Source organism: Moraxella cuniculi, from assembly GCF_900637105.1.
GTDB classification, from domain to species: Bacteria; Pseudomonadota; Gammaproteobacteria; order Pseudomonadales; family Moraxellaceae; genus Moraxella; species Moraxella cuniculi.
This window is the reverse complement of the sequence record NZ_LR134343.1, coordinates 386,548-410,943: the sequence shown is the minus strand read 5'-3', so window position 1 is coordinate 410,943 and position 24,396 is coordinate 386,548. Positions and strand designations below refer to the sequence as shown.

The 24,396-nt window shown below is 46.9% G+C and carries 24 protein-coding genes; 20 read left to right on the top strand and 4 right to left on the bottom strand.

The window, feature by feature from the left end:
• Nucleotides 1-66 precede the first annotated feature (66 nt).
• The 5 genes from fabF to EL162_RS01940 all read left to right on the top strand — a co-directional run bounded on the left by fabF (nucleotide 67) and on the right by EL162_RS01940 (nucleotide 4,919).
• Nucleotides 67-1,386: a beta-ketoacyl-ACP synthase II gene (fabF, locus tag EL162_RS01960; RefSeq protein ID WP_126329716.1), complete on the top strand. Its 1,320-nt coding sequence runs from the start codon at nucleotides 67-69 to the stop codon at nucleotides 1,384-1,386.
• A gap of 153 nt (nucleotides 1,387-1,539) precedes the next feature.
• Nucleotides 1,540-2,712: an MFS transporter gene (locus EL162_RS01955; RefSeq protein WP_126329714.1), complete on the top strand. Its 1,173-nt coding sequence runs from the start codon at nucleotides 1,540-1,542 to the stop codon at nucleotides 2,710-2,712.
• A 118-nt stretch (nucleotides 2,713-2,830) separates the two neighbouring features.
• On the top strand, nucleotides 2,831-3,526 hold the full coding sequence (locus tag EL162_RS01950; RefSeq protein ID WP_076555548.1) for a YidX family protein: 696 nt from the start codon (nucleotides 2,831-2,833) through the stop codon (nucleotides 3,524-3,526).
• Nucleotides 3,527-3,549: 23 nt separating this feature from the next.
• A complete protein-coding gene (locus tag EL162_RS01945; protein ID WP_076555549.1) occupies nucleotides 3,550-3,999 on the top strand; it encodes an NfeD family protein in 450 nt (149 codons plus the stop codon).
• 62 nt (nucleotides 4,000-4,061) lie between these two features.
• Nucleotides 4,062-4,919 (top strand): SPFH domain-containing protein, encoded by an 858-nt coding sequence (locus tag EL162_RS01940; RefSeq protein ID WP_076555550.1) that lies wholly within the window; start codon nucleotides 4,062-4,064, stop codon nucleotides 4,917-4,919.
• Between the two features lie 57 nt (nucleotides 4,920-4,976).
• On the opposite strand, the gene EL162_RS01935 is transcribed toward EL162_RS01940, so the two are convergent.
• On the bottom strand, nucleotides 4,977-6,401 hold the full coding sequence (locus EL162_RS01935) for a phosphohexomutase domain-containing protein (protein ID WP_126329712.1): 1,425 nt from the start codon (nucleotides 6,399-6,401) through the stop codon (nucleotides 4,977-4,979).
• 237 nt (nucleotides 6,402-6,638) lie between these two features.
• Between EL162_RS01935 and cysK the strand changes: the two genes are divergently transcribed.
• The 9 genes from cysK (at nucleotide 6,639) to yjgA (ending at nucleotide 14,786) form a co-directional block, all read left to right on the top strand.
• Nucleotides 6,639-7,568 carry a cysteine synthase A gene (cysK, locus tag EL162_RS01930; protein WP_076555552.1) on the top strand — a complete coding sequence of 310 codons (930 nt, stop codon included), beginning with the start codon at nucleotides 6,639-6,641 and terminating at the stop codon, nucleotides 7,566-7,568.
• Nucleotides 7,569-7,783: 215 nt separating this feature from the next.
• Entirely contained in the window at nucleotides 7,784-8,623 is an 840-nt protein-coding gene (gene mazG, locus EL162_RS01925) for a nucleoside triphosphate pyrophosphohydrolase (RefSeq protein ID WP_126329710.1), read from the top strand.
• Nucleotides 8,586-8,993 (top strand): ComEA family DNA-binding protein, encoded by a 408-nt coding sequence (locus tag EL162_RS01920; protein ID WP_227543423.1) that lies wholly within the window; start codon nucleotides 8,586-8,588, stop codon nucleotides 8,991-8,993. The genes mazG and EL162_RS01920 overlap by 38 nt, the downstream gene beginning before the upstream one ends.
• 204 nt (nucleotides 8,994-9,197) lie before the next feature.
• Nucleotides 9,198-10,985, top strand: a complete 1,788-nt coding sequence (gene pcnB / locus EL162_RS01915; RefSeq protein ID WP_126329708.1) for a polynucleotide adenylyltransferase PcnB — start codon at nucleotides 9,198-9,200, stop codon at nucleotides 10,983-10,985.
• Entirely contained in the window at nucleotides 10,982-11,503 is a 522-nt protein-coding gene (gene folK / locus EL162_RS01910; RefSeq protein WP_259772334.1) for a 2-amino-4-hydroxy-6-hydroxymethyldihydropteridine diphosphokinase, read from the top strand. Before pcnB ends, folK begins: the two co-directional genes overlap by 4 nt.
• Before the next feature lie 104 nt (nucleotides 11,504-11,607).
• Nucleotides 11,608-12,435: a 3-methyl-2-oxobutanoate hydroxymethyltransferase gene (gene panB / locus EL162_RS01905; protein ID WP_126329706.1), complete on the top strand. Its 828-nt coding sequence runs from the start codon at nucleotides 11,608-11,610 to the stop codon at nucleotides 12,433-12,435.
• Nucleotides 12,436-12,457: 22 nt separating this feature from the next.
• Nucleotides 12,458-13,300, top strand: a complete 843-nt coding sequence (gene panC, locus EL162_RS01900; RefSeq protein WP_126329704.1) for a pantoate--beta-alanine ligase — start codon at nucleotides 12,458-12,460, stop codon at nucleotides 13,298-13,300.
• A 22-nt stretch (nucleotides 13,301-13,322) separates the two neighbouring features.
• Nucleotides 13,323-14,225, top strand: a complete 903-nt coding sequence (gene rapZ, locus EL162_RS01895; protein WP_126329702.1) for an RNase adapter RapZ — start codon at nucleotides 13,323-13,325, stop codon at nucleotides 14,223-14,225.
• Nucleotides 14,226-14,282: 57 nt separating this feature from the next.
• A complete protein-coding gene (gene yjgA, locus EL162_RS01890; protein ID WP_076555594.1) occupies nucleotides 14,283-14,786 on the top strand; it encodes a ribosome biogenesis factor YjgA in 504 nt (167 codons plus the stop codon).
• Between the two features lie 432 nt (nucleotides 14,787-15,218).
• Here yjgA and EL162_RS01885 read toward each other — a convergent pair whose 3' ends face one another.
• From EL162_RS01885 to EL162_RS01875, 3 genes are all read right to left on the bottom strand, one after another.
• Nucleotides 15,219-16,415, bottom strand: coding sequence for an MFS transporter (locus EL162_RS01885; protein WP_126329700.1), 1,197 nt, complete (start codon nucleotides 16,413-16,415; stop codon nucleotides 15,219-15,221).
• Nucleotides 16,416-16,420: 5 nt separating this feature from the next.
• Nucleotides 16,421-17,017 carry an NAD(P)H-dependent oxidoreductase gene (locus EL162_RS01880; RefSeq protein ID WP_170161394.1) on the bottom strand — a complete coding sequence of 199 codons (597 nt, stop codon included), beginning with the start codon at nucleotides 17,015-17,017 and terminating at the stop codon, nucleotides 16,421-16,423.
• A gap of 299 nt (nucleotides 17,018-17,316) precedes the next feature.
• On the bottom strand, nucleotides 17,317-17,940 hold the full coding sequence (locus EL162_RS01875) for a thiol:disulfide interchange protein DsbA/DsbL (RefSeq protein ID WP_076555561.1): 624 nt from the start codon (nucleotides 17,938-17,940) through the stop codon (nucleotides 17,317-17,319).
• Nucleotides 17,941-18,290: 350 nt separating this feature from the next.
• Here EL162_RS01875 and ubiG point away from each other — a divergent pair, with 350 nt between their 5' ends.
• The 6 genes from ubiG to EL162_RS01845 all read left to right on the top strand — a co-directional run bounded on the left by ubiG (nucleotide 18,291) and on the right by EL162_RS01845 (nucleotide 24,211).
• The gene (gene ubiG / locus EL162_RS01870) at nucleotides 18,291-19,079 is read left to right on the top strand and encodes a bifunctional 2-polyprenyl-6-hydroxyphenol methylase/3-demethylubiquinol 3-O-methyltransferase UbiG (RefSeq protein WP_126329696.1); all 789 of its coding nucleotides are present in this window, start codon (nucleotides 18,291-18,293) and stop codon (nucleotides 19,077-19,079) included.
• Nucleotides 19,069-19,764 (top strand): HAD family hydrolase, encoded by a 696-nt coding sequence (locus EL162_RS01865; protein WP_126331636.1) that lies wholly within the window; start codon nucleotides 19,069-19,071, stop codon nucleotides 19,762-19,764. The genes ubiG and EL162_RS01865 overlap by 11 nt, the downstream gene beginning before the upstream one ends.
• 23 nt (nucleotides 19,765-19,787) lie before the next feature.
• A complete protein-coding gene (locus EL162_RS01860) occupies nucleotides 19,788-20,561 on the top strand; it encodes a YciK family oxidoreductase (RefSeq protein ID WP_126329694.1) in 774 nt (257 codons plus the stop codon).
• Between the two features lie 31 nt (nucleotides 20,562-20,592).
• Nucleotides 20,593-21,903, top strand: a complete 1,311-nt coding sequence (gene paeA / locus EL162_RS01855) for a polyamine export protein PaeA (protein WP_076555565.1) — start codon at nucleotides 20,593-20,595, stop codon at nucleotides 21,901-21,903.
• Between the two features lie 103 nt (nucleotides 21,904-22,006).
• A complete protein-coding gene (locus EL162_RS01850; RefSeq protein ID WP_076555566.1) occupies nucleotides 22,007-23,086 on the top strand; it encodes a calcium:cation antiporter in 1,080 nt (359 codons plus the stop codon).
• A gap of 207 nt (nucleotides 23,087-23,293) precedes the next feature.
• A complete protein-coding gene (locus EL162_RS01845; protein WP_126329691.1) occupies nucleotides 23,294-24,211 on the top strand; it encodes a LysR family transcriptional regulator in 918 nt (305 codons plus the stop codon).
• The last annotated feature ends 185 nt before the right edge of the window (nucleotides 24,212-24,396 follow it).

The following is a 24,396-nucleotide window of genomic DNA, read 5'->3' as shown; positions in this document are numbered from 1 at the left end:
GCTAAGATAAGCCAGTTTGTTGTTTTATGATAAAGTTTCAACCATTCACCAAGTAGGATATGTAGCATGACACAGCCATCAAGCCAAGCCAAGCGTGCTTATTTTGAAAAAAGCGATGCCGAACGCGTTGTCATTACAGGCATGGGGGCTTTGACCCCTGTGGGTAACAGCCTTGATGAAATTTGGGCAAATCTTAGCCAAGGGGTCAGTGGCATTAGTCGCTTGCAGGGCTTTGATGATAAGGCGGTGGTGATTGATGAATTTCGCTCGCAGATTGCAGGATTGGTGAAGAATTTTGATGCCAAAGCCTTCCTAAACCCAAAAGAAGCACGCCGTTTTGATACTTTTGTGCATTATGCACAAGTGGCGGCAGCTCAGGCATTGCACCATGCTGGGCTAACAACAGATATTGTTGGCGATGAACTGCCTGTCAATGTGCCAAGTGAGCGGTTCGGGGTGGTGATGGGCTCAGGCATTGGCGGAATTCAGACCATTGAAAGTAGCCGTGATACACTCACCGAGCATGGGGCAAAAAAAGTCTCGCCATTTATCATTCCTGGGACAATTGTCAATATGCCAGCAGGGCTGATTGCCATGCGACATCAGCTCAAAGGGGCGAATTTGGCGACAGCAACAGCTTGTACTACCTCAACGCATGCCATCGGCTTGGGAGCGAGACTTATCGCTTATGGTGATTGTGATGCGGTGCTGGTTGGCGGCAGCGAAAAAGCCTCAACACCGCTTGGCATGGCAGGCTTTGGGGCGATGCACGCTTTATCCACACGCAACGATGAGCCAGTGCGTGCCAGCAGACCGTTTGACAAAGACAGAGACGGCTTTGTGCTGGGAGATGGTGCTGGGGCGTTGGTCTTGGAGAGTTTGGCACACGCCAAAGCACGCGGTGCTAATATCTTGGCTGAGTTGGTAGGGTTTGGCATGAGTGATGATGCCAACCACATCACCAGCCCAGCGGCAGGAGGTGAGGGGGCGATGCGTGCGATGGCGGCAGCACTGGCTGATGCAGGCGTGAGTGCAGCAGAAGTTGGGTATATTAATGCCCATGGCACCAGTACGCCACAGGGTGATATTGCCGAAAGTCAGGCGATTGAGCGACTATTTGGCGGTGATATTTTGGTGAGCTCAACCAAATCCATGACGGGGCATTTACTTGGTGCCGCAGGGGCGGTTGAGGCGATTTTTACAGTGCTGGCACTACAGCACCAATTGCTGCCACCGACCATTAATTTGGACAATCCAGACGCAGCTTGTACACTTGATTATATTGCTCACACGGCACGCAAGGTGGAGGGTTTGCAATTTGCGTTGTCAAACAGCTTTGGCTTTGGCGGTACCAATGGTTCGTTGCTGCTTAGAAAATGGCAATAAGACACACCGCTTGACGATATGCTAGACGTGTGGCTGGCTTATCCGCCAGCCTGCTTTATCAATATCAGCCTGTTGCTGGTTGATTGCTTAGGTGATAAGACCCGCCATTTTGGTGGGTTTTGTATTTATGTTGATTGATTTGGATAAATTATCATGACTGCCCATCAGGTGATTTCTCGGGTTTGTTTGCCAGTGCTGCTGGTCGGCTTGATATTGGCTGCCGTGAATATGAGAACGCCTTTGGTGATGCTTGGCTCGGTGGCACCAATGGTGGCGACAGAGCTTGGCTTGACAACAACGATGATAGGGCTACTTGGTGCTTTGCCCATGCCGTTATTTGCCTTTGGGGCATTGGTGTCGGCACGATTGGCAAGACGCTTTGGGCTGCATCGCATGATGATTGTGATGACACTGCTGCTTGCGATGGGGGTGGCGACTCGCAGCTGGTTTGGGGCGACGGTATTATTTATAGGCACGCTGATTTTATCTTTTGCCATTGGTATGCTAAATGCGTTGATTGCCCCGTTTATCAAACAACACGCAGCTGGTCATATCACCGTTGCCACAGGGGTGTTTAGCTTGGGTATGTCGGCAATGGCAGGCGTGGGTGCGTGGGCTGTTGTGCCATTGTCTGAATATTGGGGCTGGCGGGTTTCGATGAGTTTTTGGGCGGTATTTTCGCTGGCGGCGGCACTGATTTGGTGGCGATTTGCCGATAAGCCTACTGTGGCAGATGGGGCGGAATTTGGCACAGGATATTCTGTGTGGCAAAATCATCAAGCGTGGCATTTGGCAGCGTTTCTTGGATTGCAGTCTTTGTTATTTTATAGTATTGCCAGCTTTTTGCCAGCGATTGTGATGTCTTATGGGGCGACATTGCAGCAGGCGGTGCGTTTGGCACTGGTGTGTCAGCTGATGGCATTGCCTGCAATTATTGGTCTGACTTATCTGATGAGGCGAGGCGTGTCGGTGCGATTATTGGCGATTGTCGGCACCTCAATGAATGCACTGGCGGTGGCAGGCTTATTATTTATGCCTACACAGATGCTGATGTGGTCGGTGCTGATGGGCTTGGGCTGTGCGATGGTGTTTACGCTGTCGCTGATGATGTTTTCGCTAAAAACCACCACTGCCGAGATGGCACGAGATTTATCAAGCATGGCACAGGCGATAGGTTATAGCATTGCATTTTTTGGGCCATTTTTGCTCGGTTGGCTGTATCAGTGGCAGGGTGATTGGCAGTTGCCATTGGCGGTGCTGTTGCTATTAATGCTGGTAAATGTCGGTTTTGCTTGGACAATTTCACAGACCAAGATTGATGGATAGTTTGGGCTTATTTGTATTTTGCTCAATGATGTTTTATAATCGATACTAGGATAAATCTGCTTCATTTGCATTTGATATTTATTCTCAATAATATATTTTATCGTTATAAGGAGTGGTAATGAGTTGTGCTATCTTGATTAAATCTGCCTTGATTGCCTTGGGTTTGACGCTGCTGACAGGTTGTGCAACCACAAGTTTGATGAATGATTCAAAGCAAAACATCACAAAAGTAGAGCTTGTTGCTGATAAGGTTGTGGCGTTTGCTCGCCCTGCCAGCACGGCAAATTTGCCCAATGATTCGGTGGTGATTGTCGGTCAGACGAACAGCTATGTTCTGACCGAAGGTGGCACACAATTGGTTGCATTGTTAAGCACACTAGAGCCAAAAAACATCACGGTGAACAATCAGCTTGCCTTTTATTCTGCCAATAATGATGGTCGGTTTGCAGGCACGATTGAGCTGTCTTATGCTCGCCTAAAACAAGATTTGCAGTACCAAGATTTGCAATTTTTGCTGCAAAACAAAGCCAGTGAATGCTCCAATGCCTCAGATACTCGTATGAACGCCCAGCGGTTTTGTTTTCAGATTGCTGTGCAAGGCGAAGTTTATCCGCAGGTGAGCAATTTTGACTTATTACGCAGCAAGTTTACACCGCTGACACGCCCTTATAGCGTCAGTATCTACACGCAAGCAAGCAGCAGGGCTGATGGCAAGGCAGGAGCGTTGGCTGCAGGTAAATTATTGCTTTTGCCACTGGCGGTTGCTTTTGATGTGGTTACTTTGCCTGTGCAGGCATTGGCGGCGTTGCAGTAAATTGGACATAGTAGAGAATTGGTATGAATTTGCAACCGTGGCATTGGGTAATAATTGGTTTGTTGTTAATAACCGTTGAACTATTTTTGCCAAGTTTTGCTGCCTTGTGGTTTGGTGTGGCGGCATTGCTGACGGCATTGTTGGCATGGCTGTTGCCAGTGGGATTGATAATGCAGGTTGTGATTTGGCTTGTTTTGTCAATTATCGCTTGCGTATTGTGGTTTGCCCTGATACAGCCAAAAATCAAAACACGCACCAAAGCAGGCTTGGGCGGTGCGGTGATTATCGGTGAAAGTGGCATGATTGTCTCGGCAATTACCCCAGAGGGCTTGGGTGTGGTGCGATTTGCCGTGCCAAAAGTGGGTGCTGACCAATGGCGATGCCGCAGTGATGACGGTCAGCCAATCGCTGTTGGCGAGCGAGTGGTGGTAACAGCGGTCATGGGCAATGAGTTGGTGGTCGCCAAAAAATAACCCACAAGTCAAATTGTTTGGATAAATTTAAGTTATTTATAAGTAATTTTGGGAGAATGATGATGGAATTTGGCAGTGTATTGTTGGTATTGATTGCCTTGGTGGTATTTACCATTTATAAAGGGGTAAAAATGGTTTCCCAAGGCGAAAAATGGATCGTTCAGCGTCTGGGCAAATATCACCAGACGCTAGAGCCGGGACTGAATTTTATTATTCCTTATGTGGATAATGTCGCGTACAAAGTTACCACCAAAGACATTGTGCTGGATATTCCAAGCCAAGAGGTCATCACTCGGGATAATGTCGTCATCATTGCCAATGCGGTGGCGTATATCAATATTGTCCAGCCTGAGCACGCTGTCTATGGCATCGAAAATTATGAACACGGCATTCGTAATTTGGTACAAACTTCCTTGCGTTCTATTATTGGCGAGATGGATTTGGACGCTGCCTTGTCTAGCCGTGATCAGATCAAGGCACAGCTCAAACACGCCATCAGCGATGATATTTCCGACTGGGGCATCACCCTAAAAACCGTTGAAATTCAAGACATTAAACCATCGGCAACCATGCAATTGGCAATGGAGGAGCAGGCAGCTGCCGAACGCCAACGCCGTGCGATGGTAACTCGTGCCGATGGTCAAAAGCAAGCAGCTATCTTGGAGGCTGATGGTAGGCTTGAGGCCTCACGCCGTGATGCCGAAGCTCAAGTGGTGCTGGCAAAAGGCTCTGAAGCGTCTATCCGTCTTATCTCACAGGCGATGGACGGCAAAGAAATGCCTGCGGTATATTTATTGGGCGAACAATATATCAAGGCGATGAATGACATGGCACAGTCGGATAATGCCAAGACGGTGGTGTTGCCTGCGGATATTTTGAACACCATCAAAGGCTTGGTGGGCGATAAACTAAAACCTTAACCAAGGTGGTGTATTTATAAAACAACCCTTGATATACAAGGGTTGTTTTTGCCAAGCTTAGTGGTCGGCGGAAGCCGCTCCATGCTGCTGCAAAAATGACACCAGCTCGGCAGTTTTTTGGGCAAGCAGTGCCTTGTCGCCACGGCTTTCGATATTTAGCCGAATCAGTGGCTCGGTATTGCTCGAACGCAGATTAAACCGCCATTTGCCAAAATCCAAACTTAGTCCATCAAGCGTGTTTTTGCTGGGATTTTCATTGGCAAACAGTTGTTCAAGTTTTGTGATAATGCTTGTGGCATCATGACCACCCAAGCGAAAATTTAGCTCGCCTGAGCTTGGGAATTTGGCAATATAGTCATCAACCAAAGTCGCCAATGATTTGCCAGTGCTGGACAATAGCTCACTGACCAGCAGCCAAACAATCATGCCACTGTCGCAATAAAAAAATTCCTTAAAATAATGATGTGCTGACATTTCGCCGCCATAGATAGCTTGTTCATCACGCATGACTTGCTTGATGAATGAGTGTCCTGATTTGGACAGGGCAGCCACGCCACCCAAGCGAGAGACGACATTTTCGGTATTATAAATCACGCGTGGGTCATAGACGATGGTTTGCTTGGGGTGTTTTTGCAAAAAAGCCTCTGCCAGCATACCGACCACATAACTGCCCTCAATGAAGCGACCATTGGCATCAAACAAAAAACAGCGATCAAAATCACCATCAAAAGCCACGCCAAAATCCGCCTGATGAGCCAGTACAGCATCGCGTGTGGTTGCCTGATTGGCAACAATCATCGGATTTGGAATGCCGTTTGGAAAACTGCCATCAGGCGTGTGGTGTATTTTGATAAGCTCAATCGGTGCATTGGCAGCAATCAGTTGCGATTCGAGTGCGTCCACCACAGGCCCTGCTGCTCCGTTGCCGCTGTTGATGATGATTTTTTGGGGGTGGAGTTTGGTTGTGTCAATAAAACTCATCAGCTTGGTGATATAGGCATCTTTGCTGGCAAGCTGGGTGATTTTGCCTTTTGGGTGCGTGGTGAATTGCCCACTCTCTGCCAGTGCCTGCACTTGGGCAAGCCCTGTATCTGCACTGATGGGGCGAGAGTGTTCACGCACCATTTTTAGCCCATTGTAGTTGATGGGGTTGTGGCTTGCGGTGATTTCGATGCCACCGATGGCTTGATAATGACTGGTGGCAAAATACACCTCTTCTGTGCCTGTCATGCCCAAATCAATCACATCAATGCCTGCATCGGTAATGCCGTCAATCACAGCGGCTTTTAGGGTTTCGCTGGAGGGGCGAATATCGGCACCGACCACGATGGTGGCAGTGTCTTGGCAGGTTTGTTCACCGAGAAATTGGGCAAATGCACGACCAATGCGATAAGCGATACACTCATCAAGGCTTACGCCCAGCTCGCCACGCACATCATAGGCCTTAAAGCAGGTGATGGCTATTGGTTCAAAAGTTTTCATGAAAATTTCCTTGCTTGACGGTTATCTTGATATTGTAGCACAGCAAGGGACAATGTGGCGATGTTGCTGGATATTTCATAATCAGAATAACCATAGCTGATATTGGACTAATAATTGCCGAAATGGGTGTATAAAATGCCAATAAAATTTGTTATAGTAATCATGACTGCATGGGCAAATGGTGCTTCACCGATGGCGATGCCAACCTTTGCCCAACCAATAACACAAGGAGTATCTATGAAAATCGCCAGTAATATCACCGAGCTTATCGGACGCACGCCTTTGGTTGAATTGTCTGCCTTAACCAAAGATTTACCCGCACGCGTGGTGGCAAAACTTGAGTACTTCAATCCAGCCAGTTCGGTAAAAGACCGCATTGCGTTGGCAATGATTGATGATGCCGAAAAATCAGGCTTGATTAACAAGGACACAACCATCGTAGAGGCGACATCTGGCAACACAGGCATTGGGCTTGCGATGGTTTGTGCAGCACGAGGTTATCGCTTGGTGATTACCATGCCAGAGAGCATGAGCCTTGAGCGTCGTGCATTGTTGCGTGCGTATGGGGCGACTTTGGTGCTGACACCAGCTGCCGAAGGTATGGGCGGTGCGATTGCCAAGGCAAATGAGTTGGCGGCACAAGAGGGGTATTTTATGCCACGCCAGTTTGACAACCTTGCCAATCCGCAAGTGCATCGTGATACCACCGCCATTGAAATTTGGGAAGATACCGATGGACAGGTGGATATTTTGGTATCAGGTGTTGGCACAGGTGGTACGGTAACAGGCGTTGGCGAAGTGCTAAAAAGCAAAAACAACGCCGTGCAAGTGGTGGCGGTTGAGCCAGCTGCCTCGCCTGTATTGTCTGGTGGCGAAAAAGGGCCGCATCCAATTCAGGGCATTGGTGCAGGCTTTGTGCCAGCGGTGCTAAATACCGATATTTATGACGAAGTGCTGACCGTTGCCAATGAAGATGCGTTTCGTGTTGCACGAGATATGGCCGCCAAAGAAGGTCTGCTGGTGGGCATTTCGTCAGGGGCGGCAGTATCGGCAGCATTGACACTGGCAGCACGCCCAGAAAATGCAGGCAAGCTGATTGTGGTGGTAATCCCATCATCAGGCGAGCGTTATCTGTCCACGGCATTGTTTGCAGATTTGGCACATTAATTAGTATAATTAACAAGCCCAGTTTCGGCTGGGCTTTGTGATTTGCAAGGTAAAATTTTGCCTTGATACGCTGATGGATCAGGCGGCGTATAATTATTGACAATATAAACTGGCAAGAAGTTGGCAAACGCTTGATGATGGGTTAAAATCCCAACCATCAATCGCTGGCACATGACAGCTGGCTTATTGATAATCTTGTGTTTTTGGATAATACGATGACACCAACCAGTGATTTTAATGATTTGCTTGCTTTGATGGAGCGTCTGCGTGCCGAATGCCCTTGGGACGCTAAGCAGACCAATGACAGCCTACAAAAGTACGCCATCGAGGAGGTTTTTGAGCTAATTGAGGCGATTCAGACGGACGATGGCTCAGCTTTTGCCACCGAAAACCTCAAAGGCGAGTTGGGCGATGTGCTGCTTCAGGTGATTTTTCATGCCAAATTGTATGACGAGGCGGCACGATTTGACATGGCACAGGTGATTTATGCGTTGCAGGATAAGTTGATTCGCCGCCACCCCCATGTGTTTGACAAAGAAAATCTGGCAGATGATGAAGCGGTGAAACGTCGCTGGGACGAGATAAAACGCCAAGAGAATGCACATTGGCAGGCTTTGGGCAAGCCTATCCGCCGTCTATCCAATGTGAAAGCTGGCACGGCATTGATGCAGGCACAGGCTCTACAAAGCCAAGCGGCAAGTGTGGGCTTTGATTGGACAAATTTACAAGGCGTTTTGGACAAACTTGGCGAGGAAATCACCGAATTGCAACAAGTGCTGCCTTGTGGAGAATTTAACTACCAAGCAGACAAACTAAGCGATGAGCAACGCCAACGCATCAGCGATGAGCTGGGCGATTGTTTGTTTGTGCTTAGCAATTTGGCACGGCATATGGGTGTAGATGCCGAGATGGCATTGCAGTCCGCTGCAGGCAAATTCCGCCGCCGCTTTGCTTTTGTTGAAGATCAGGTGGCGGCGACTGGGCTTGAGATGACCACCTGCGATTTACAAACCAAAGATGATTATTGGAATGCTGCCAAAAAATCAGGACTATAACAAAAACACCGCCTGCCATACTCTGCCGCCTAATGTGCTGCTACAGAGAGTCTGGCAGATATTGCTGATGGGTGTGCTGGCGTGTGGCACGATAACCACGGCTTTGGGCAATCAGTGCTATAGCGATGTCCACGCTGCCTATCAGGCACTTGGCAACCAAGCTGCCAAATCTACCAAAATCAATATCAATACGGCAACGGTGGCACAGCTTATCAGCTTAACTGGGGTTGGACAAAGCACGGCACAGGCGATTGTGGATTATCGTGCTGAATATGGTAATTTTGCCAGCGTTGATGAGCTGATAAAGGTCAAAGGCATTGGGCAGGCGACTATCAACAAAAATCGCCATCGGCTGACGGTGCTTGATTGATAATTGACCGATGTTGGCAGTATTGGGCTAAGTTTGGGTGGTGGCTTGGGCTTGTTGCGGTATTAAAATTGACAAAATTGCATAAATTTTGAACAAATTTTGGCAAAAGTCCGCTTTTTTGTTCGCTTTTTTATTGGATAAGCGGTAAAATAGAAAGTTTGGTAAAACAAGTATGGGAAAATCCCAGTTCATCAAGGAGTAGGCATGGGCAACTCGCCTAAGCAGCCAAAACAAAAAATAAATCGCACCATACATTCGGCACAGTCGCTACAGCTGCAAAAAGACAGTCTGCCACACAGCATTGTTGAGGTTGTCAGTACACTTCATAAAGCAGGTTTTGAGGCGTATATCGTTGGTGGTGGCGTGCGTGATAGTTTGCTTGGATTGGCACCAAAAGACTTTGATGCTGTAACTGATGCACGCCCACATGAGATTAAGGCAATTTTTGGCGGTCGCTGTCGCATTATTGGGCGACGGTTTCAGCTTGCCCATGTTTATTCTGGGCGTGAAATGATTGAGGTGGCGACTTTTCGAGCACCGCCCAAAGACGATACGCACACTACCGAAGAGGGTATGCTGATGCGTGATAATGTCTGGGGCAGCATTGAGCAGGATTTTGCTCGCCGTGATTTTAGTATCAATGCCTTGTATTATCAGCCAATCAAGGGTGAGGTGCTGGATTTTTGTGCAGCACTTGATGATATTGCCAATCGTAGACTAAGGCTACTTGGCGATGCAGCGGTGCGTATCGAAGAAGACCCTGTAAGGCTATTGCGTGCATTGCGGTTCAAGGCAAAACTTGGCTTTGATTTTGATAAATCTCTGGCAAGTCAGTTTCATGCTGATAACTGGGGGCGGCTTGAGCAAGTTTCTGCCCATCGCTTATATGACGAAACACAAAAAATGTTTGGCGGAGGCTATTTGGCACCGCTGTTGCCGCTGTTGTTTGAGCATGGTGCGATGACCAGTTTGATGAGATTTGCCCCTGATGCACCGACACCGCTGATGATGGCAATTGCCAAAAATACCGATCAGCGAGTGGCGGCGGGCAAAAGTGTCAATCCTGCATTTTTTTATGCGGCATTATTGTGGGAAAATTACCTGTATCAGCTGGCGAAGTTTAAAAAGCGTGGTTTGCAGTTTTTTGATGCTCAAAAAAAGGCTGCCGAACAGGTGTTTGATGCCCAGCGGAGCAAGACCGCCATTCCAAAGTTTGCCGAGCAGTTTATTGCGGAGATTTGGTTTTTGCAACCAAAATTGGTCAATCCGCGTGTGCGTGAGATTGCCAATATTGAGAGGCTGCCAAGATTTCGTGCGGCGTTTGATTTTTTGGTTATGCGTGAAAGCCATGACAATCACCCATTGTCCGAGCCGACTTTGGGCATGGCATCATGGTGGCAAGCATATCAAGATACCAGCAGTACCGATAAGCAGGCGATGATTGAGGCATTTGATCAAAAGGCATTGGCACCAAAACGCCGCCGCCGTGAACGAGGCAAGGACAGCACGAATGCCGAGCTTGCCCAGTTGCGTGAGCTGTCTTTGCGTAGTGAGGTAGTCAAGACACGCCCAGAGCCATTATTTGTGGTGGCAGGGGCGGATAAGTTACTACAGAACCATGAGCAGGCACCGCCCAAGCCAAAACGACCAATCATCCCCGAGATGCCTGTGCCTGTTTTTGCCAAAGTTTGCTTTAGTGAGGCGGATTTTGAGAAATTGCTTGCCAATGATGAACCGTACATTCCTGCGGCACGCCATCGCAAACGCAAGCCATCATCTACTTTATCCATCAAAGAGCGTAATCTGGGCATCAGTGAGGCGGATTTGGCAGCACAAAAAGCCCAGCAATATGCCGATGATGGTGGCACAGGACAGCATCACCACCAGCAGAAGCAAAGGTCAAGTCGCAGCAAAAAAACCGATGGAGCAAATAAAAACAAGCAGCGTACTCGCGGTCGCAAATCCAATGCCAAGCCTAAGGCAGATATATGATGAAGCGTTGTTATTTGGGACTGGGTGCCAATCTTGGCAATGAGCTGGGTACGCCAATTGATCATCTGTGTCGTGCGGTGCAGACGGTTTGTCAGTCGCCAGCATTTGACGAAGTGCGGGTATCGTCATTGTATCGCTCTGTGGCGTATGGCGTAACCGACCAGCCTGATTTTTATAATGCAGTATTGACCGCCAAGACAAGCCTAGATGCGTTTGAGCTGTTGGATTTTTGTCAAAGCATGGAGCAGGCGGCGGCTCGTGTGCGACTTCGGCACTGGGGCGAACGCAGCTTGGATGTTGATGTGCTGCTGTATGAAGATATGCAGATTGACAGTGAGCGATTGACCATACCTCATCGCGAGTTGGCTTTGCGTAATTTTGTTCTTGTGCCGCTGTACGAGCTGGATGCGGCGATAACCATAGCTGGCGTGCCGATAGCTGACAATCCGCTTAGTCGTGATATGACGGGGCTTGTGCGATTGGAGGCAGATTTTGCCAATTGGGCAAACCATGATTGAAAACCGCTTTGTCAGTCCGCATAATAAAACCGTTGCTTGGCTGATTGATTTTGACTGATTTATACCACCAAGCAGCAAGCCTATTTTTAATATTAAGTGAATCTATGACCTATTTAGCCGATAAGCCAACAGCACCCATTACTTTAGCCACGCTAAACAAGTACAAAGCAGCAGGCGAGAAGTTTTCTTGTTTGACTTGCTATGATGCCAGCTTTGCAGCGATGATGCAGGCAGCTGATATTGATACCATCTTGGTTGGTGATAGCTTGGGCATGGTGGTGCAAGGGCAGTCATCGACATTGCCTGTAACGGTGGTGGATATGGCATACCACACTGCCAATGTCGCTCGTGCCAATACTCATGCACTGATTATGACGGATTTGCCTTTTATGAGCTATGCCACTTTGGACGATGCCATTGCCAGCAGTCGTGCTGTCATGCAGGCAGGTGCTCAAATGGTAAAAATTGAAGGCGGTCGCAACCTTGTACCGATTATTAAGACGCTTGCTGATCATGGCGTGCCGACCTGTGTGCATTTGGGGCTGACACCGCAGTCGGTCAATGTACTGGGTGGTTATAAGGTGCAAGGCAGAACCGATGAAGCTGCCCAGAAGCTCCTTGACGACTGCCAAGCGGTGGTTGATGCAGGTGCAGCAGTGCTTCTATTGGAATGTGTGCCAGCTGATCTTGCCCGTACCATCACCGAACGATTTGCGGTGCCAGTGATTGGGATTGGTGCTGGCGTTGATACGGACGGTCAGGTGCTGGTCATGCACGATATGCTGGGTGTTTATACACGCAAACCAGCCAAGTTTGTTAAGGATTTCTTAACAGATGGCAATAACCATAGTCGCAGTATACAAGGGGCGTTTGAGCTATATCATCAATCGGTAAAAAACAAAAATTTCCCAACCGATGCTCACAGCTTTTGATTAAATAAAACAACTGATAATTATGCAAATTTTTCATACCATTGCCCAGTTGCAGGCGGCACTTAATCAGCATAGACACCAAAAAGTTGCCCTTGTGCCAACCATGGGCAATCTGCACGAGGGTCATTTACAGCTTGTCAAAATCGCCAAACAGCACGCTGATGTTGTGGTGGTGAGTATTTTTGTCAATCCAACTCAGTTTGCCGCAGGGGAGGATTTTGATAGCTATCCACGCACACTACAGGCGGATTGTCAGCAGTTAAGCACGGTCAATGCCGATATGGTTTTTGCACCCAGTGTTGATGAAATGTACCCTGTCTATCCGCCAAATGTGCAGGTGCTATCAGGTGAGATTACACAGATTTTGTGCGGCAAATCCCGCCCGACGCATTTTGATGGCGTAGGTCTGGTGGTCAGTAAGCTGTTTAATATCGTGCGTCCTGATGTGGCGGTATTTGGTAAAAAAGACTATCAGCAGCTTGCCATCATTCATAAGCTCAATGATGAGCTGAATTTTGGCATCAAAATTATCGGCGGTGAGATTGTGCGAGCCGATGATGGTTTGGCATTATCAAGTCGCAATCAGTATCTAAGTGCCAGCGAGCGTGCCATTGCCCCTGTGTTGTCGCAGAGCTTGCAGGCGTTGGCAGAGCGAATAATTGACGCAGATTTGGCGGCATATCCAAGCCTGATTGATGAAACAAAAGCAAGATTGACGCAGGCAGGTTTTGTGGTTGATTATGTGGAGATTTATAATCATCACCTGCAGCAACCAACGCATACCGATGAGCAGCTGGTGATTTTGGCGGCGGCATGGCTTGGCAAGGCACGCTTGCTTGACAATCTGGAAGTTTTGCGACAATAATCACAGCAATACGGAACACAATATGCAGGCAGCAACCAATAGCAAACCATCAATTATCATTGTCTCTGGGCGTTCGGGTTCTGGCAAAACCTCGGTGCTGCATATCTTGGAAGATTGTGGCTATTATGTGATTGACAATCTGCCTTTGTCCTTGTTGGTGGGTGCGGTTGGGCAATTGACTGCTGATAGCCATGTTGCCAAGATTGCCTTGGGGGTTGATGCTCGTGTTGCCGAAGCGGATTTGTCCGATTTTGAGCAGGTGCATGAGGCATTGGTGCAAGATTATGGCGAGCATTGTGTCAAGGTGCTGTATGTAACCGCCAGTGAGTCTGTGCTGGTGGCACGGTTTGGGGCGACGCGGCGTATTCACCCATTGATTATGACGCAGGTTGCTGACAGTCTGCCAGAGGCGATTCATCAAGAAACGGCACTGCTTGAGCCAATTGCACGATTGGCAGATGTGAGCATTGATACAAGCCTAATCAATACCCATGAACTAAAGGTGAAAGTTCGTGATTATTTGGGCTTGGATGCGACTTTGACAATAAATTTACTGTCTTTTGGCTTTAAATACGGTACGCCGATTGATGCAGACTTTGTTTTTGATGTGCGAGTCTTGCCAAATCCGCATTGGCAACCTGCATTGCGTGCCAAAACAGGTGAGGATGTGGCGGTGTGTGAATTTTTTGCACAGTTTGCCGAGGTGGACAAGATGGCGGGGGATATTGCTGATTTTTTGATACGATGGTTGCCCAATTTTGCTGGCAGCAATCGCCACAGTGTTACCATCGCTATCGGCTGCACAGGTGGCAAGCACCGCTCGGTGTATGTGCTAAACAAGGTCAAGCGGCAGCTGGCAAATCATCTGGCAGATACCGCACACATCATTAGCAAGCACCGAGAGCGGCGACTGTGGCACAGTTAGCCATGCTTTATAGCATAGATGATTGAGATTGAAAGTGCAAGGCACAAGAGTAGCGATATGATTGATTTTTCTAAAATGGATATGCGAGTATCTCGCACCGAAATCAAAAAAGCCCACGAACGCTTGCAGGCTTTGGCGACCCCTTTGGCAAATTTGTCCAAAAAACAACAAAGTCAGCTGCCAGTCAGTGAATATTTTTTGGACGAATTGGCACAGCTGTCCACCATTGCGTCAGGTGGTGCAAAAAATCGCCAAATCAAACGCATCGGCAAGCTCATTGTCGAAGAAGACAGACACAGCTTGACGCAGGCGTTATTTGCCATGAAGTTCACTCCAGAACAAATCGCCAAAATCACAACTTGGCATACTCGCCTAAAACTTGATGACGAGAGCAGCATCAAGCAGTTTGTCAAGCAGTTCAATGCCAGCGAGTTTAATAGTGTGTATCAGCTTTTGTTGTGGATTGAGTATGCCAAGCATTTGGGCGATGATGAGCTGTTGGCGGAGAGTGTGGCAGACTTTGAGAGCTATGTGAAAGAAGTGGCGATTTTGTCCACTTAGCCGTATGGTGGTGATGGCAAGTGGGCTGATTGATTTTATCAAAGATAGCGTTTATTAAAATTGATTTTCATTTCCAATAAAAATCGGCTATAATAACCACTTGTTTGCAAAACTCCCAACTTAGGTTGAAAGAGCAATAAAGCCGTACAAGGTAGATTTGTGCGGCTTTATTGCAATCCTTAGCAAAAGGCATCTGCCTTCATTCCTTGCGTTCTTTCCCTAATGCAGCATTCGTCCTTGTTGGCGACCTTGCCCAATCCTTGCCACAATTGCAGTATCGCAAATTTTACTCAAAAAATACAGTAGCAAATCCTGACAATAATTGTAAGAAAAAGCGTACAACTGTACTTTTATTAAGTCAGTAAAATAGCTCTGTGTCAAAAGAGTGCTACAAATTAGCCCGCGACTGCTGATTTGGATTGGGTGGTGTAGTCAGGTTTTTGCTTTTTGGTATTTGCCACTTAACCACAAAAATGCAGGAATTAATAAGAAAATGGTAGGATAAAAAACAATCACCCAGCGAGTCAGCAGTTCATTGGCGGTGCTTGCAATCCCCAAAAAGGCATTGGTGGCAATTAAAATCAAAAATTGCGACCCTTGATTGAGGCTGTTGAGCAGGCTATAAAAAGTGCCAATTTGCTCATTGGCTACATGACGCATAATCACACTGTCGTATAGCACGCGGTTGATGCTATTGAGCAGCCCAAACAGTGCTGAGGCAACAATAAACATCGACAAACTGGGGCTAATAACCAGCAAGCACGACATCAAAAACGCCAAACCGATACAAGCATAAATAGCGGCGGTCTCATGCTTTATCCAATTAACCATCACGTCTCCGATGATTGCTGTACTGTTATAGGCGATGCTTGTGTAGGCGATGAAATCAGGGGTGAGTTTGAGCACATCGTACAAGACAACCCGATTGATGGTGCCTCCTGCCATGATTACGATGGTAACAACCAAGGCACAAGCAATCAGACGAGCGATTTTGTGCTGAAAAAACCACGCAAAACTGCCAGCTGGCTTGGCTTTGGTGTTTTGTGCAGTGGGCTTGGTCGTAGGACTGTTAAATTTGGCAAGCAGGGCGGTTGAGATAAGCAAAATGACCAACGCCAGTACAATCAAGGCGTCAGCACCCAGCCAAGAAAACAGCGACGCTACAATCACCCCGACCAAGATAGCACCCAGTTTGTCGGTAACCACAAGCATGGAGTTTAATTTTGTAAAATCCTGATTGGGGTTATTGATACAAATCAGCTGGGCAATTGCTCCTCTGGCGGCATAAAAACAAGAAAAATACAGCCCTGTTAGTACAGACAGCATGGCAAATACCCAAATAGATTGGCTCACCAGTGCCACCACAGTCAAGGTTATCATGATGATGTTTGCTGTTATTACCAGTTTTACTCTGGGATAGCTATCAAGCAAAAATCCCAGCTTTTTATTGGCGATGGTATTCACCAATAGGGCAATCAGAGCGATGGCGGTTACATACTGTATCCCAAGATTTTCATACAAAATCCAAGCAATGATGGCTTGTGAGAGCATGATGGCAATATCAGCACTGATAAAGCTGATGATGAACTTGAGCATATAGGGATTGAGAAATTCCTTGATTGCTTGCATAAACACTACATTCCGTATCTGTGTTCTAGCAGTCCTTGGGTCTGTAGGTCATGCGACAGCCCTTGCAGCCTAGTAGCATAGGCTTGTAATAGCGTCAGACAATAATCCAATCTGTTGGTCTCAAATCCATAACCACTGGCATTTGGGTAAAAATCTTGGCATTTTCTGATGATGACATGGTCTGGAATCCACAGCAGGTGCGTATTTTTGTACCCCGACATTCGCAGTTCTGCCACAGGATAGCTGCCACCCATGCCAGATGAGATTGAGATAATCAGCGATGGCTTATGAGCCAAGTCCAAATCGGCAAGCAATAAAAAGTTCTTAACTTGAGCTGGAGCCATGCCCGCCCATTCAGGCACGACAAAAATGCAGGCATCGGCAGCTTTGAGCCGATTGCTGATCGCTAGCCATTGTGGCTGATATGACCAATTACCCTCCCAGATTGCCTCGTCCCAAAGGGGAATTTGATGCTCTGACAGATCAATAATATCAACCATGTCTTCTGCATATTTGTCAATCCAAGCGGTTTTGACGATATCGCTGATGCGTCTTGATTGCGACTGCTGGCGTGAACTTCCTGAGATGATGACGATGTTCATAAGTACCTCCTTGGTTGCTGGATATCTAATCATTAGAATATCAGATTTCTAAAAAAACAATCTCGCTGGAAAATTTAAAAATAGCATTTGGCAAGGCAAATTTGCGACCATAAAGATGGCATTATCTTTGCCAGTAAGAGATGGCAACTTATCCTGCATTGAAGGTTGATTTAAAAAAAATAAATTAAATTATAATTATTTCTTGGTCTGTTATTGATATTTGCTAATTTGTGTCAAGTTTTGGCACAAAAAAAACAGCACCGTAATGCTGTTTTTTAAGATGATTGCTCAAAAGGGCGTTATTTCTTTTTCTCTTCACGCACTTTATTGACCAAGAAATCAACCACTTGTGGTACTTTGGCATCGGCACCTGTTACCAGATATTTACCCTGTACGACCACAGCAGGCACGCCTGTGATTTGGTAACGCATGGCGTTTGATCTGGAGCGTTCAACTTTGGTGCTGACTGCAAAAGAATTATAAAGACTGTTAAATTTTGCTTTATCAACCCCTTGAGAAGCGTACCAGTTGCTTAGCTCTTCTTGGTTGCTGATGATGTTGCGTTTGCCGTCTTTGTGAATGGCGTTAAACAGTGCTTGGTGCGTATTTTCTTGCACGCCCATTTGCTGAGCGGCATAATAACCGCGTGCCGCCACTTCCCACATTGGGTTTAAGGCTGCTGGCGTCTGAAAAAATGCCACATCGCTGGCACGAGTTTTTGCCCATTTTTGCATATAAGGCTCTAGGCTGTTGCAGTGTGGGCAACCGTACCAAAAAAACTCACGAACGATGATGACATCGCTGGTGATTGGGTCTGGGTTGGCCAAAACTTTATAATCACGACCTTCAACAAAGTTTGCTTGGCTTAATGTCGCCAAACCAACCATAGAGGCAAGTAGCGTTGTTTTTAGGGCGAATTTCATGGTTATTTTTCCTTATAAAAAACAGCTGGCGAAAGACGCCATTTGCGGTTTTGTGTCGGTTATTAAATTGCCATATAGTTTAGCGTATTTCTTGGCAAATGTGGCATTAGTTTCCTTAATTATTCGTTGCAGATTGTATAAATTTTTATATTTATTGCCAAAAATTTGCAAGAATTGGCAAAAATGAGCAAAATCACGGCAAGATTTACCAAATCTCAACGCAGCAGCTTTGCAATTGCCAGCCAATAAATGAGATGATAGTACAACAGGTGGCTGTTTGTCAAAAGTAGTCAAAAGCTGTCAAAAATGATAAGATAGCAGTATTTTGATTGATAAATAGGATAAGTGTCATGCAATCAGCCAACCACACCGACAATGCCGATTTTGATGAAATTGGTAAATTCACCAAACTTGCCGATGAGTGGTGGGATCGTATGGGGGCTTTTAAGTCTTTGCACGATATCAACCCATTGCGGCTCAATTGGATTGAGGATAGAGTCAGTGAGTATTATGGCTCATCATTGGTGGATAAGACCGTGGTGGATATTGGCTGCGGTGGGGGGATTTTGGCACATTCTATGGCGGTGCGTGGTGCCGATGTGCTGGGCATTGATTTGGGCGAGGCAAACCTAAAAGCTGCAAGCATTCACGCTGCCAAAACAGGCATGCAAAAGCTACAGTTTCGCTGTGTGCCAGCCGAAACGCTGGCACAAGAAGAGCCTGAGCAGTATGATGTCGTCAGCTGCATGGAGATGCTAGAGCATGTGCCAGACCCTGCTGCCATCGTGCAGGCGTGCTATGATTTGCTAAAACCAGGTGGCGTGTGCGTGATGAGTACCATCAATCGCAACCCAAAGTCGTATCTATTTGCCATCATCGGTGCAGAATATGTGCTAAATTTGGTGGATAAAGGCACGCATGATTATCAGAAATTTATCACGCCAGCTGAACTTGATCAAATGGCAATGCAGGCAGGTTTTTGTCGTTTTGATATGACAGGCCTGCATTATAATCCAATCACCAAGCATTATTGGCTGTCCAATAGCAATGTTGATGTGAATTATATGATGGCATTTGTCAAGCCACAGGCAGAATCTTTGGCAGATATGTCAGATGCCAACAGAGGTGATCATGGCTAAGATACAAGCAGTGTTGTTTGATTTGGACGGTACGCTGATTGATACCGCTCCTGATTTTATTCGTATTATCAAAGACTTGTGTGTCAAAGATGGCCATAGCGTGCCAAGCGATGCCGCGATTCGTGAGCAGGTTTCGGCAGGAGCAAGGGCGATGGTGCGACTGATATTTGATGGTAAATTTGACAATGTCAGCGATGATGACCCTGAACTTTTGGCGTATCGTGAGGATTTTTTGGCGGCGTATGAGGCGGATATTTGTGTGGACAGCCGTGTGTTCTCAGGGCTAGATGATTTGTTGCAATCCCTTGAGCGTCAAGGCGTGCCGTGGGGAATTGTTACCAATAAGCCACGCCATTTGGCGGTGAACTTGTTGCAAAAACTGCAATTGAGCGAACGCTGTGGCGTGTTGGTCTGTCCTGATGATGTTACGCACACCAAGCCTGATCCTGAGCCGATGTATCTGGCGTGCCAAAAACTTGGCGTATCGGCGAAGGCTTGTATTTATGTTGGCGATCATCACCGTGATATTGAGGCAGGCAAGGCTGCAGGCATGACAACGGTGGTGGCAAAGTTTGGCTATCTATCCGCTGATGATTTGACAAATATTGACAACTGGGGAGCTGATGCCATCGTGGAAACACCAATTGAACTAAGTGATTGGGTATTGGCACAAGTGATGGCGTAGCGGTTTGGTATTGAGACAGGATAATGCAACAGATGATTTCACACGATGCCATGCGGGCATTTGAATATACAAAAGACAGCCTAAAAGACAAAATTATTTTGGTTACAGGGGCAGGTGATGGCATTGGTAAGGCGGCAGCATTGACCTATGCTGGCTGTGGGGCAACCGTGCTGTTGCTTGGCAAAACCCAGAGCAAACTTGAGGCGGTCTATGATGAGATTGAGCGGCTAGGCTTGCCACAGGCGGCGATTTTGCCGATGGATTTGCAGACGGCAAGTTTTGCCCAAATGCAAGAGCTGGCACGATTAATCGAAAAAGAATTTGGGCATCTTGATGGCGTGCTACACAATGCCGCAATTTTGGGGGCATTGACACCGCTTGAGATGTACGATCCGATTACCTTTGAGCAGGTTATGCGAGTTAATTCTACCGCTGTGTTCATGCTGACCCAGAGCCTTATACCCCTTTTGCGTGCAGCAAGCAGCGGTTCGGTGATATTCACCAGCAGCAGCGTGGGATCAAACCCACGAGCGTTTTGGGGGGCTTATGCCTTATCCAAGCAATCAGTGGAGGGCATGACAGTGATATTCACCCAAGAGACACAAGCATCGACTGCCTTGCGGTTTAATTGTATTAACCCTGGGGCGACTCGCACCAATATGCGTGCACACGCATTTCCGGGTGAGAATCCTTATACCCTAAAAACACCCGAAGAAATCATGCCTGCGTATGTATATCTGATGAGCGATGCTGCCAGTGGGGTCAAGGGTCAGCTGATTGACTGTCAGCCAAAATAACCTTAACTTTATCCAACAGCGGAAAATTATCGTGAGTTTATTTCAAAATCTTGTGATTATTCTGGTGCTGATTTTGACTTCGAGCTTTTTTTCGATTTCAGAAATTGCCTTGGCAGGTGCCAGAAAAATCAAGCTCAAACTGCTTGCCGAGTCTGGCGATGAGCGTGCCGATAAAGTGTTGAAACTTCAAGAAAATTCGGCGGATTTTTTTGCCACTTCACAAATTGGGCTAAATGCGGTCGCTATTTTGGGCGGTTCGGTTGGTGAGAGTGCATTGCGTCCTTATTTTGCCAACTGGCTGGGCATGGTTTATCAAGGGGTGTGGCTAGACAGCATTGCATTTTTTGCGTCTTTTGCAGTGGTAACGCTGTTGTTTATTTTGTATGCTGATTTGATTCCCAAACGCATTGCAATGATTAACCCTGAAAAAGTCGCACTGGCGGTGATTAATCCTGTTACTTGGCTGATTCGTTTGGTTAAGCCTCTGGCATGGACAATCAATGCCATTGCCAATCTGACCTTTAGGCTGTTTAAGGTCAATACCGCTCGTGATGACAATATCACTTTTGATGATATTTCTGCCATTGTTGATGCTGGGGCTGAGGCAGGCGTGCTGCAAGAACAAGAGCAGCATTTTATTGAGAATGTTTTTGAGCTAGAAGAGCGAACGGTGCCATCGTCAATGACCGCACGAGAAGATGTGGTGTTTTTTACGCTCGGTGAGAGTGAGGAGAGTATTCGCCACAAGATTGCCGATTATCCGTATTCAAAATTTTTGGTGTGTAACGAGCATATCGATCAGGTGATAGGCTATGTGGACACCAAAGATATTTTGGTGCGGATTTTGAATCAGCAGTCGTTTTTTCAGCTTAATGAATCAACCATTCGCAATGTGCTGATTATCCCTGATACGCTGACTTTGTCAGAGCTGTTGGATAAATTTCGTGCCAGCAATGAAAAAATGGCGGTGGTGATTAATGAATATGCACTGGTTGTGGGAGTGATTACTCTGTCAGATATTATGATGACGGTGATGGGGGATTGGGCGGCGGCAGAGCCTGAGGATCAGCAGATTATCCGCCGTGATGAGCATTCGTGGTTGATTGATGGTATCACGCCGATAGATGATGTTAAGCACGCCCTAGGCATTGAGGAATTTGCTGACTGGGAGCATTATGAGACGCTGGCTGGATTTATTATGTATCGCTTGCGAAAAATCCCTCGTCCTGCTGATTGGGTGGAGCATGAAGGCTACAAGTTTGAGGTGGTGGATATCGATCATTATAAGATAGACCAGCTGCTGGTTACGCGACTAGAAAAACCTGTGCCGACAGAGCAATAGGCGTTTGTTGATTGGCTTGTCATCAAAAATTAAAACAAATAATAAACCAATGTCCAAGCAATGGCTGATGGTTGAACTTGAATACATAAATTAAGGAGCGGGTATGGCGACAAATTCACGCTTTGGGTTGCCTGTGTGGTCGATGATAGTGCCATTGGTGGCTTGGGGATTGTTCTTTTTTGGCATTAAAGGCAGTATTTTGCTACAGATATTGGGTGGCGTATTTTTGATAGGCAGCGTGCTGTCTGCGGTATATCATGCCGAAGTGGTAGCACACAAAGTTGGCGAGCCGTTTGGTACGATTATCCTTGCATTGGCGATTACCATCATTGAGGTGGCACTCATCATCTCGTTGATGGTGGCAGGTGGCGACAATGCGGCATTTTTGGCACGAGATACGGTATTTGCAGCGATTATGCTGATTTTAAATGGTATCTTGGGTTTGTCATTGATGATAGGTGGGTTAAAGCACCGTGAGCAATTTTTTGGGCAAAAATCTGCCAGCACCGCACTGATTACGCTGGTGTCAATTTTGGTTATGACGCTGATTTTGCCAAATTTCACCACCTCGACCGCCGAAGGGACTTATTCATCAGCCCAGCTGGTTTTTGTGGCGATGGCATCTTTGGTGCTGTACGGCTCGTTTATTATGGTGCAGACGGTAAGGCATCGTGATTATTTTTTGGCTGCTGATGACGATCTTGACCATCATGCCGAACCGCCAAGTGGCAAGGTTACGGCGGCAAGTTTTGCGTTTTTGTTGGTGTGCTTGGGCATCGTTGTCATGCTTGCCAAGAGCCTAAGCCCAAGCATTGAGGCGGCGGTGGCGGCAATGGGGGCTCCTGCGGCTTTGGTTGGTGTGATTATCGCTGCTGTGGTGTTGTTGCCTGAGGGCTTGGCGGCACTGAATGCAGCACGCCGCAACCGTTTTCAGACCAGTCTTAACTTGGCACTGGGTTCGGCATTGGCAAGCATCGGACTGACCATTCCTGCTGTTACCATCGTTTGCTTATTGTACGGCATTCCGCTGGTATTGGGGCTGGATGGCAAATCTATGGTGCTGCTTGGGTTATCAACTTTTATTGTCATGTTATCGCTTAATCAAGGGCGAACAAATATCCTATATGGCATCGTGCTGTTGGTGAATTTGGCAGCTTATGTGTTTACCATCATTGCTCCTTAGTTATAATCGGCAATGGCAAAGGACTGCCACTCCGCCAACAATCAAGCAAATACCGCTAATGGCAAAGACTGTACAAGATGGCTGTATTTGCTGATATTTTCGCCAAAAATCAGGTTGCATTCTGATAATTATCATTTATAATATCTACTAATATATTTATCATAATTTGCCATATTATAGATGTGCAAGCATTAATAAGAGGTGGCTGTGAGTACCACACTTCGCCAACTGCGAGCCTTTGTGCTGGTCGCTGAACAAAACAGTTTTACCAAAGCTGCTGAGACGCTGTGCCTGACGCAATCGGCATTATCTGGGCTGATTAAAGAGCTTGAGCAAAATCTCGGTGTGAAATTGTTTGACCGCACCACGCGAAAATTATACTTATCCGATGCAGGCACGAGGCTGTTGCCACAAGCACGGCGTGTACTTAATGAGATGTCGGTGCTAAATGAAAAAGTCAGCAACCTAAAATCACTGCACCAAGGTCATGTGCGTTTGGCGGTGTCGCAGCAACTGTCCGCCAGTGCCATGCCAAAGTTTGTGGCAAAATTTTGTGAGTTGCACCCAAATATCCAAGTAACCCTAACCGACTGCTCGGTCGATGATGTGGTGGAGCATATCGAAAATCTTGAGGCGGATTTGGGCATAGCACCAGAGCGAATGTATTCTGATGACCTTGAGGCAATCGCTTTGTTTTCGTCGCCGTTTTATTTGGTGTTGCCAGCCACGCACCCTTTTGCCAAAAAAGATGTCGTGCGTTGGACGGATTTATTGAACGAGCGACTTATTACGCTAAATGGCCCATTTATCAAAAGCCTCCAAAACGAGCTGCCAGCACAGATATCTAGCCGTATTTTCAACCCTGATTTTGAGGTTAATTTCTTATCCACAGCACTGGGCATGACGCGTATGGGCTTGGGTGTTACGCTGTGTTTATTGTATGCCGCTGAGTGGGTTGAGCAAAATGGACTGGTCATGCGACCGATTGCCGACCCTGTGGTGGAGCGTAAGTTTTTATTGTACACGCACAAAAATCGCTCATTGTCGCCAGCGGCATTGGCGTTTAAGGGGTTTTTGGAGCAAAATACCCATGAGTTTTTGACCGCTCATGCCAAGGCAGGTTAGCTGTGTGATGAATTGGCACAAGTTGGCGGCGGCTTTGTCGCCATCACTGCTTGTCAATTCACCATGAAATCGGCAAAATGCCCATGCAAAATCTGATTGACCATAGGCTATTTGAACTTTACCATGCCTAATGGGCGGTCAAACTTACAAATTGTAGCATTTTTGCGAAAAAACGCCAAAAATAC

Coding starts and splice junctions, on each gene's coding strand:
- fabF (WP_126329716.1), top strand. CDS start 67: ATGACACAGCCATCAAGCCAAGCCAAGCGTGCTTATTTTGAAAAAAGC.
- EL162_RS01955 (WP_126329714.1), top strand. CDS start 1,540: ATGACTGCCCATCAGGTGATTTCTCGGGTTTGTTTGCCAGTGCTGCTG.
- EL162_RS01950 (WP_076555548.1), top strand. CDS start 2,831: ATGAGTTGTGCTATCTTGATTAAATCTGCCTTGATTGCCTTGGGTTTG.
- EL162_RS01945 (WP_076555549.1), top strand. CDS start 3,550: ATGAATTTGCAACCGTGGCATTGGGTAATAATTGGTTTGTTGTTAATA.
- EL162_RS01940 (WP_076555550.1), top strand. CDS start 4,062: ATGGAATTTGGCAGTGTATTGTTGGTATTGATTGCCTTGGTGGTATTT.
- EL162_RS01935 (WP_126329712.1), bottom strand. CDS start 6,401: ATGAAAACTTTTGAACCAATAGCCATCACCTGCTTTAAGGCCTATGAT.
- cysK (WP_076555552.1), top strand. CDS start 6,639: ATGAAAATCGCCAGTAATATCACCGAGCTTATCGGACGCACGCCTTTG.
- mazG (WP_126329710.1), top strand. CDS start 7,784: ATGACACCAACCAGTGATTTTAATGATTTGCTTGCTTTGATGGAGCGT.
- EL162_RS01920 (WP_227543423.1), top strand. CDS start 8,586: ATGATTATTGGAATGCTGCCAAAAAATCAGGACTATAACAAAAACACC.
- pcnB (WP_126329708.1), top strand. CDS start 9,198: ATGGGCAACTCGCCTAAGCAGCCAAAACAAAAAATAAATCGCACCATA.
- folK (WP_259772334.1), top strand. CDS start 10,982: ATGATGAAGCGTTGTTATTTGGGACTGGGTGCCAATCTTGGCAATGAG.
- panB (WP_126329706.1), top strand. CDS start 11,608: ATGACCTATTTAGCCGATAAGCCAACAGCACCCATTACTTTAGCCACG.
- panC (WP_126329704.1), top strand. CDS start 12,458: ATGCAAATTTTTCATACCATTGCCCAGTTGCAGGCGGCACTTAATCAG.
- rapZ (WP_126329702.1), top strand. CDS start 13,323: ATGCAGGCAGCAACCAATAGCAAACCATCAATTATCATTGTCTCTGGG.
- yjgA (WP_076555594.1), top strand. CDS start 14,283: ATGATTGATTTTTCTAAAATGGATATGCGAGTATCTCGCACCGAAATC.
- EL162_RS01885 (WP_126329700.1), bottom strand. CDS start 16,415: ATGCAAGCAATCAAGGAATTTCTCAATCCCTATATGCTCAAGTTCATC.
- EL162_RS01880 (WP_170161394.1), bottom strand. CDS start 17,017: ATGAACATCGTCATCATCTCAGGAAGTTCACGCCAGCAGTCGCAATCA.
- EL162_RS01875 (WP_076555561.1), bottom strand. CDS start 17,940: ATGAAATTCGCCCTAAAAACAACGCTACTTGCCTCTATGGTTGGTTTG.
- ubiG (WP_126329696.1), top strand. CDS start 18,291: ATGCAATCAGCCAACCACACCGACAATGCCGATTTTGATGAAATTGGT.
- EL162_RS01860 (WP_126329694.1), top strand. CDS start 19,788: ATGCAACAGATGATTTCACACGATGCCATGCGGGCATTTGAATATACA.
- EL162_RS01850 (WP_076555566.1), top strand. CDS start 22,007: ATGGCGACAAATTCACGCTTTGGGTTGCCTGTGTGGTCGATGATAGTG.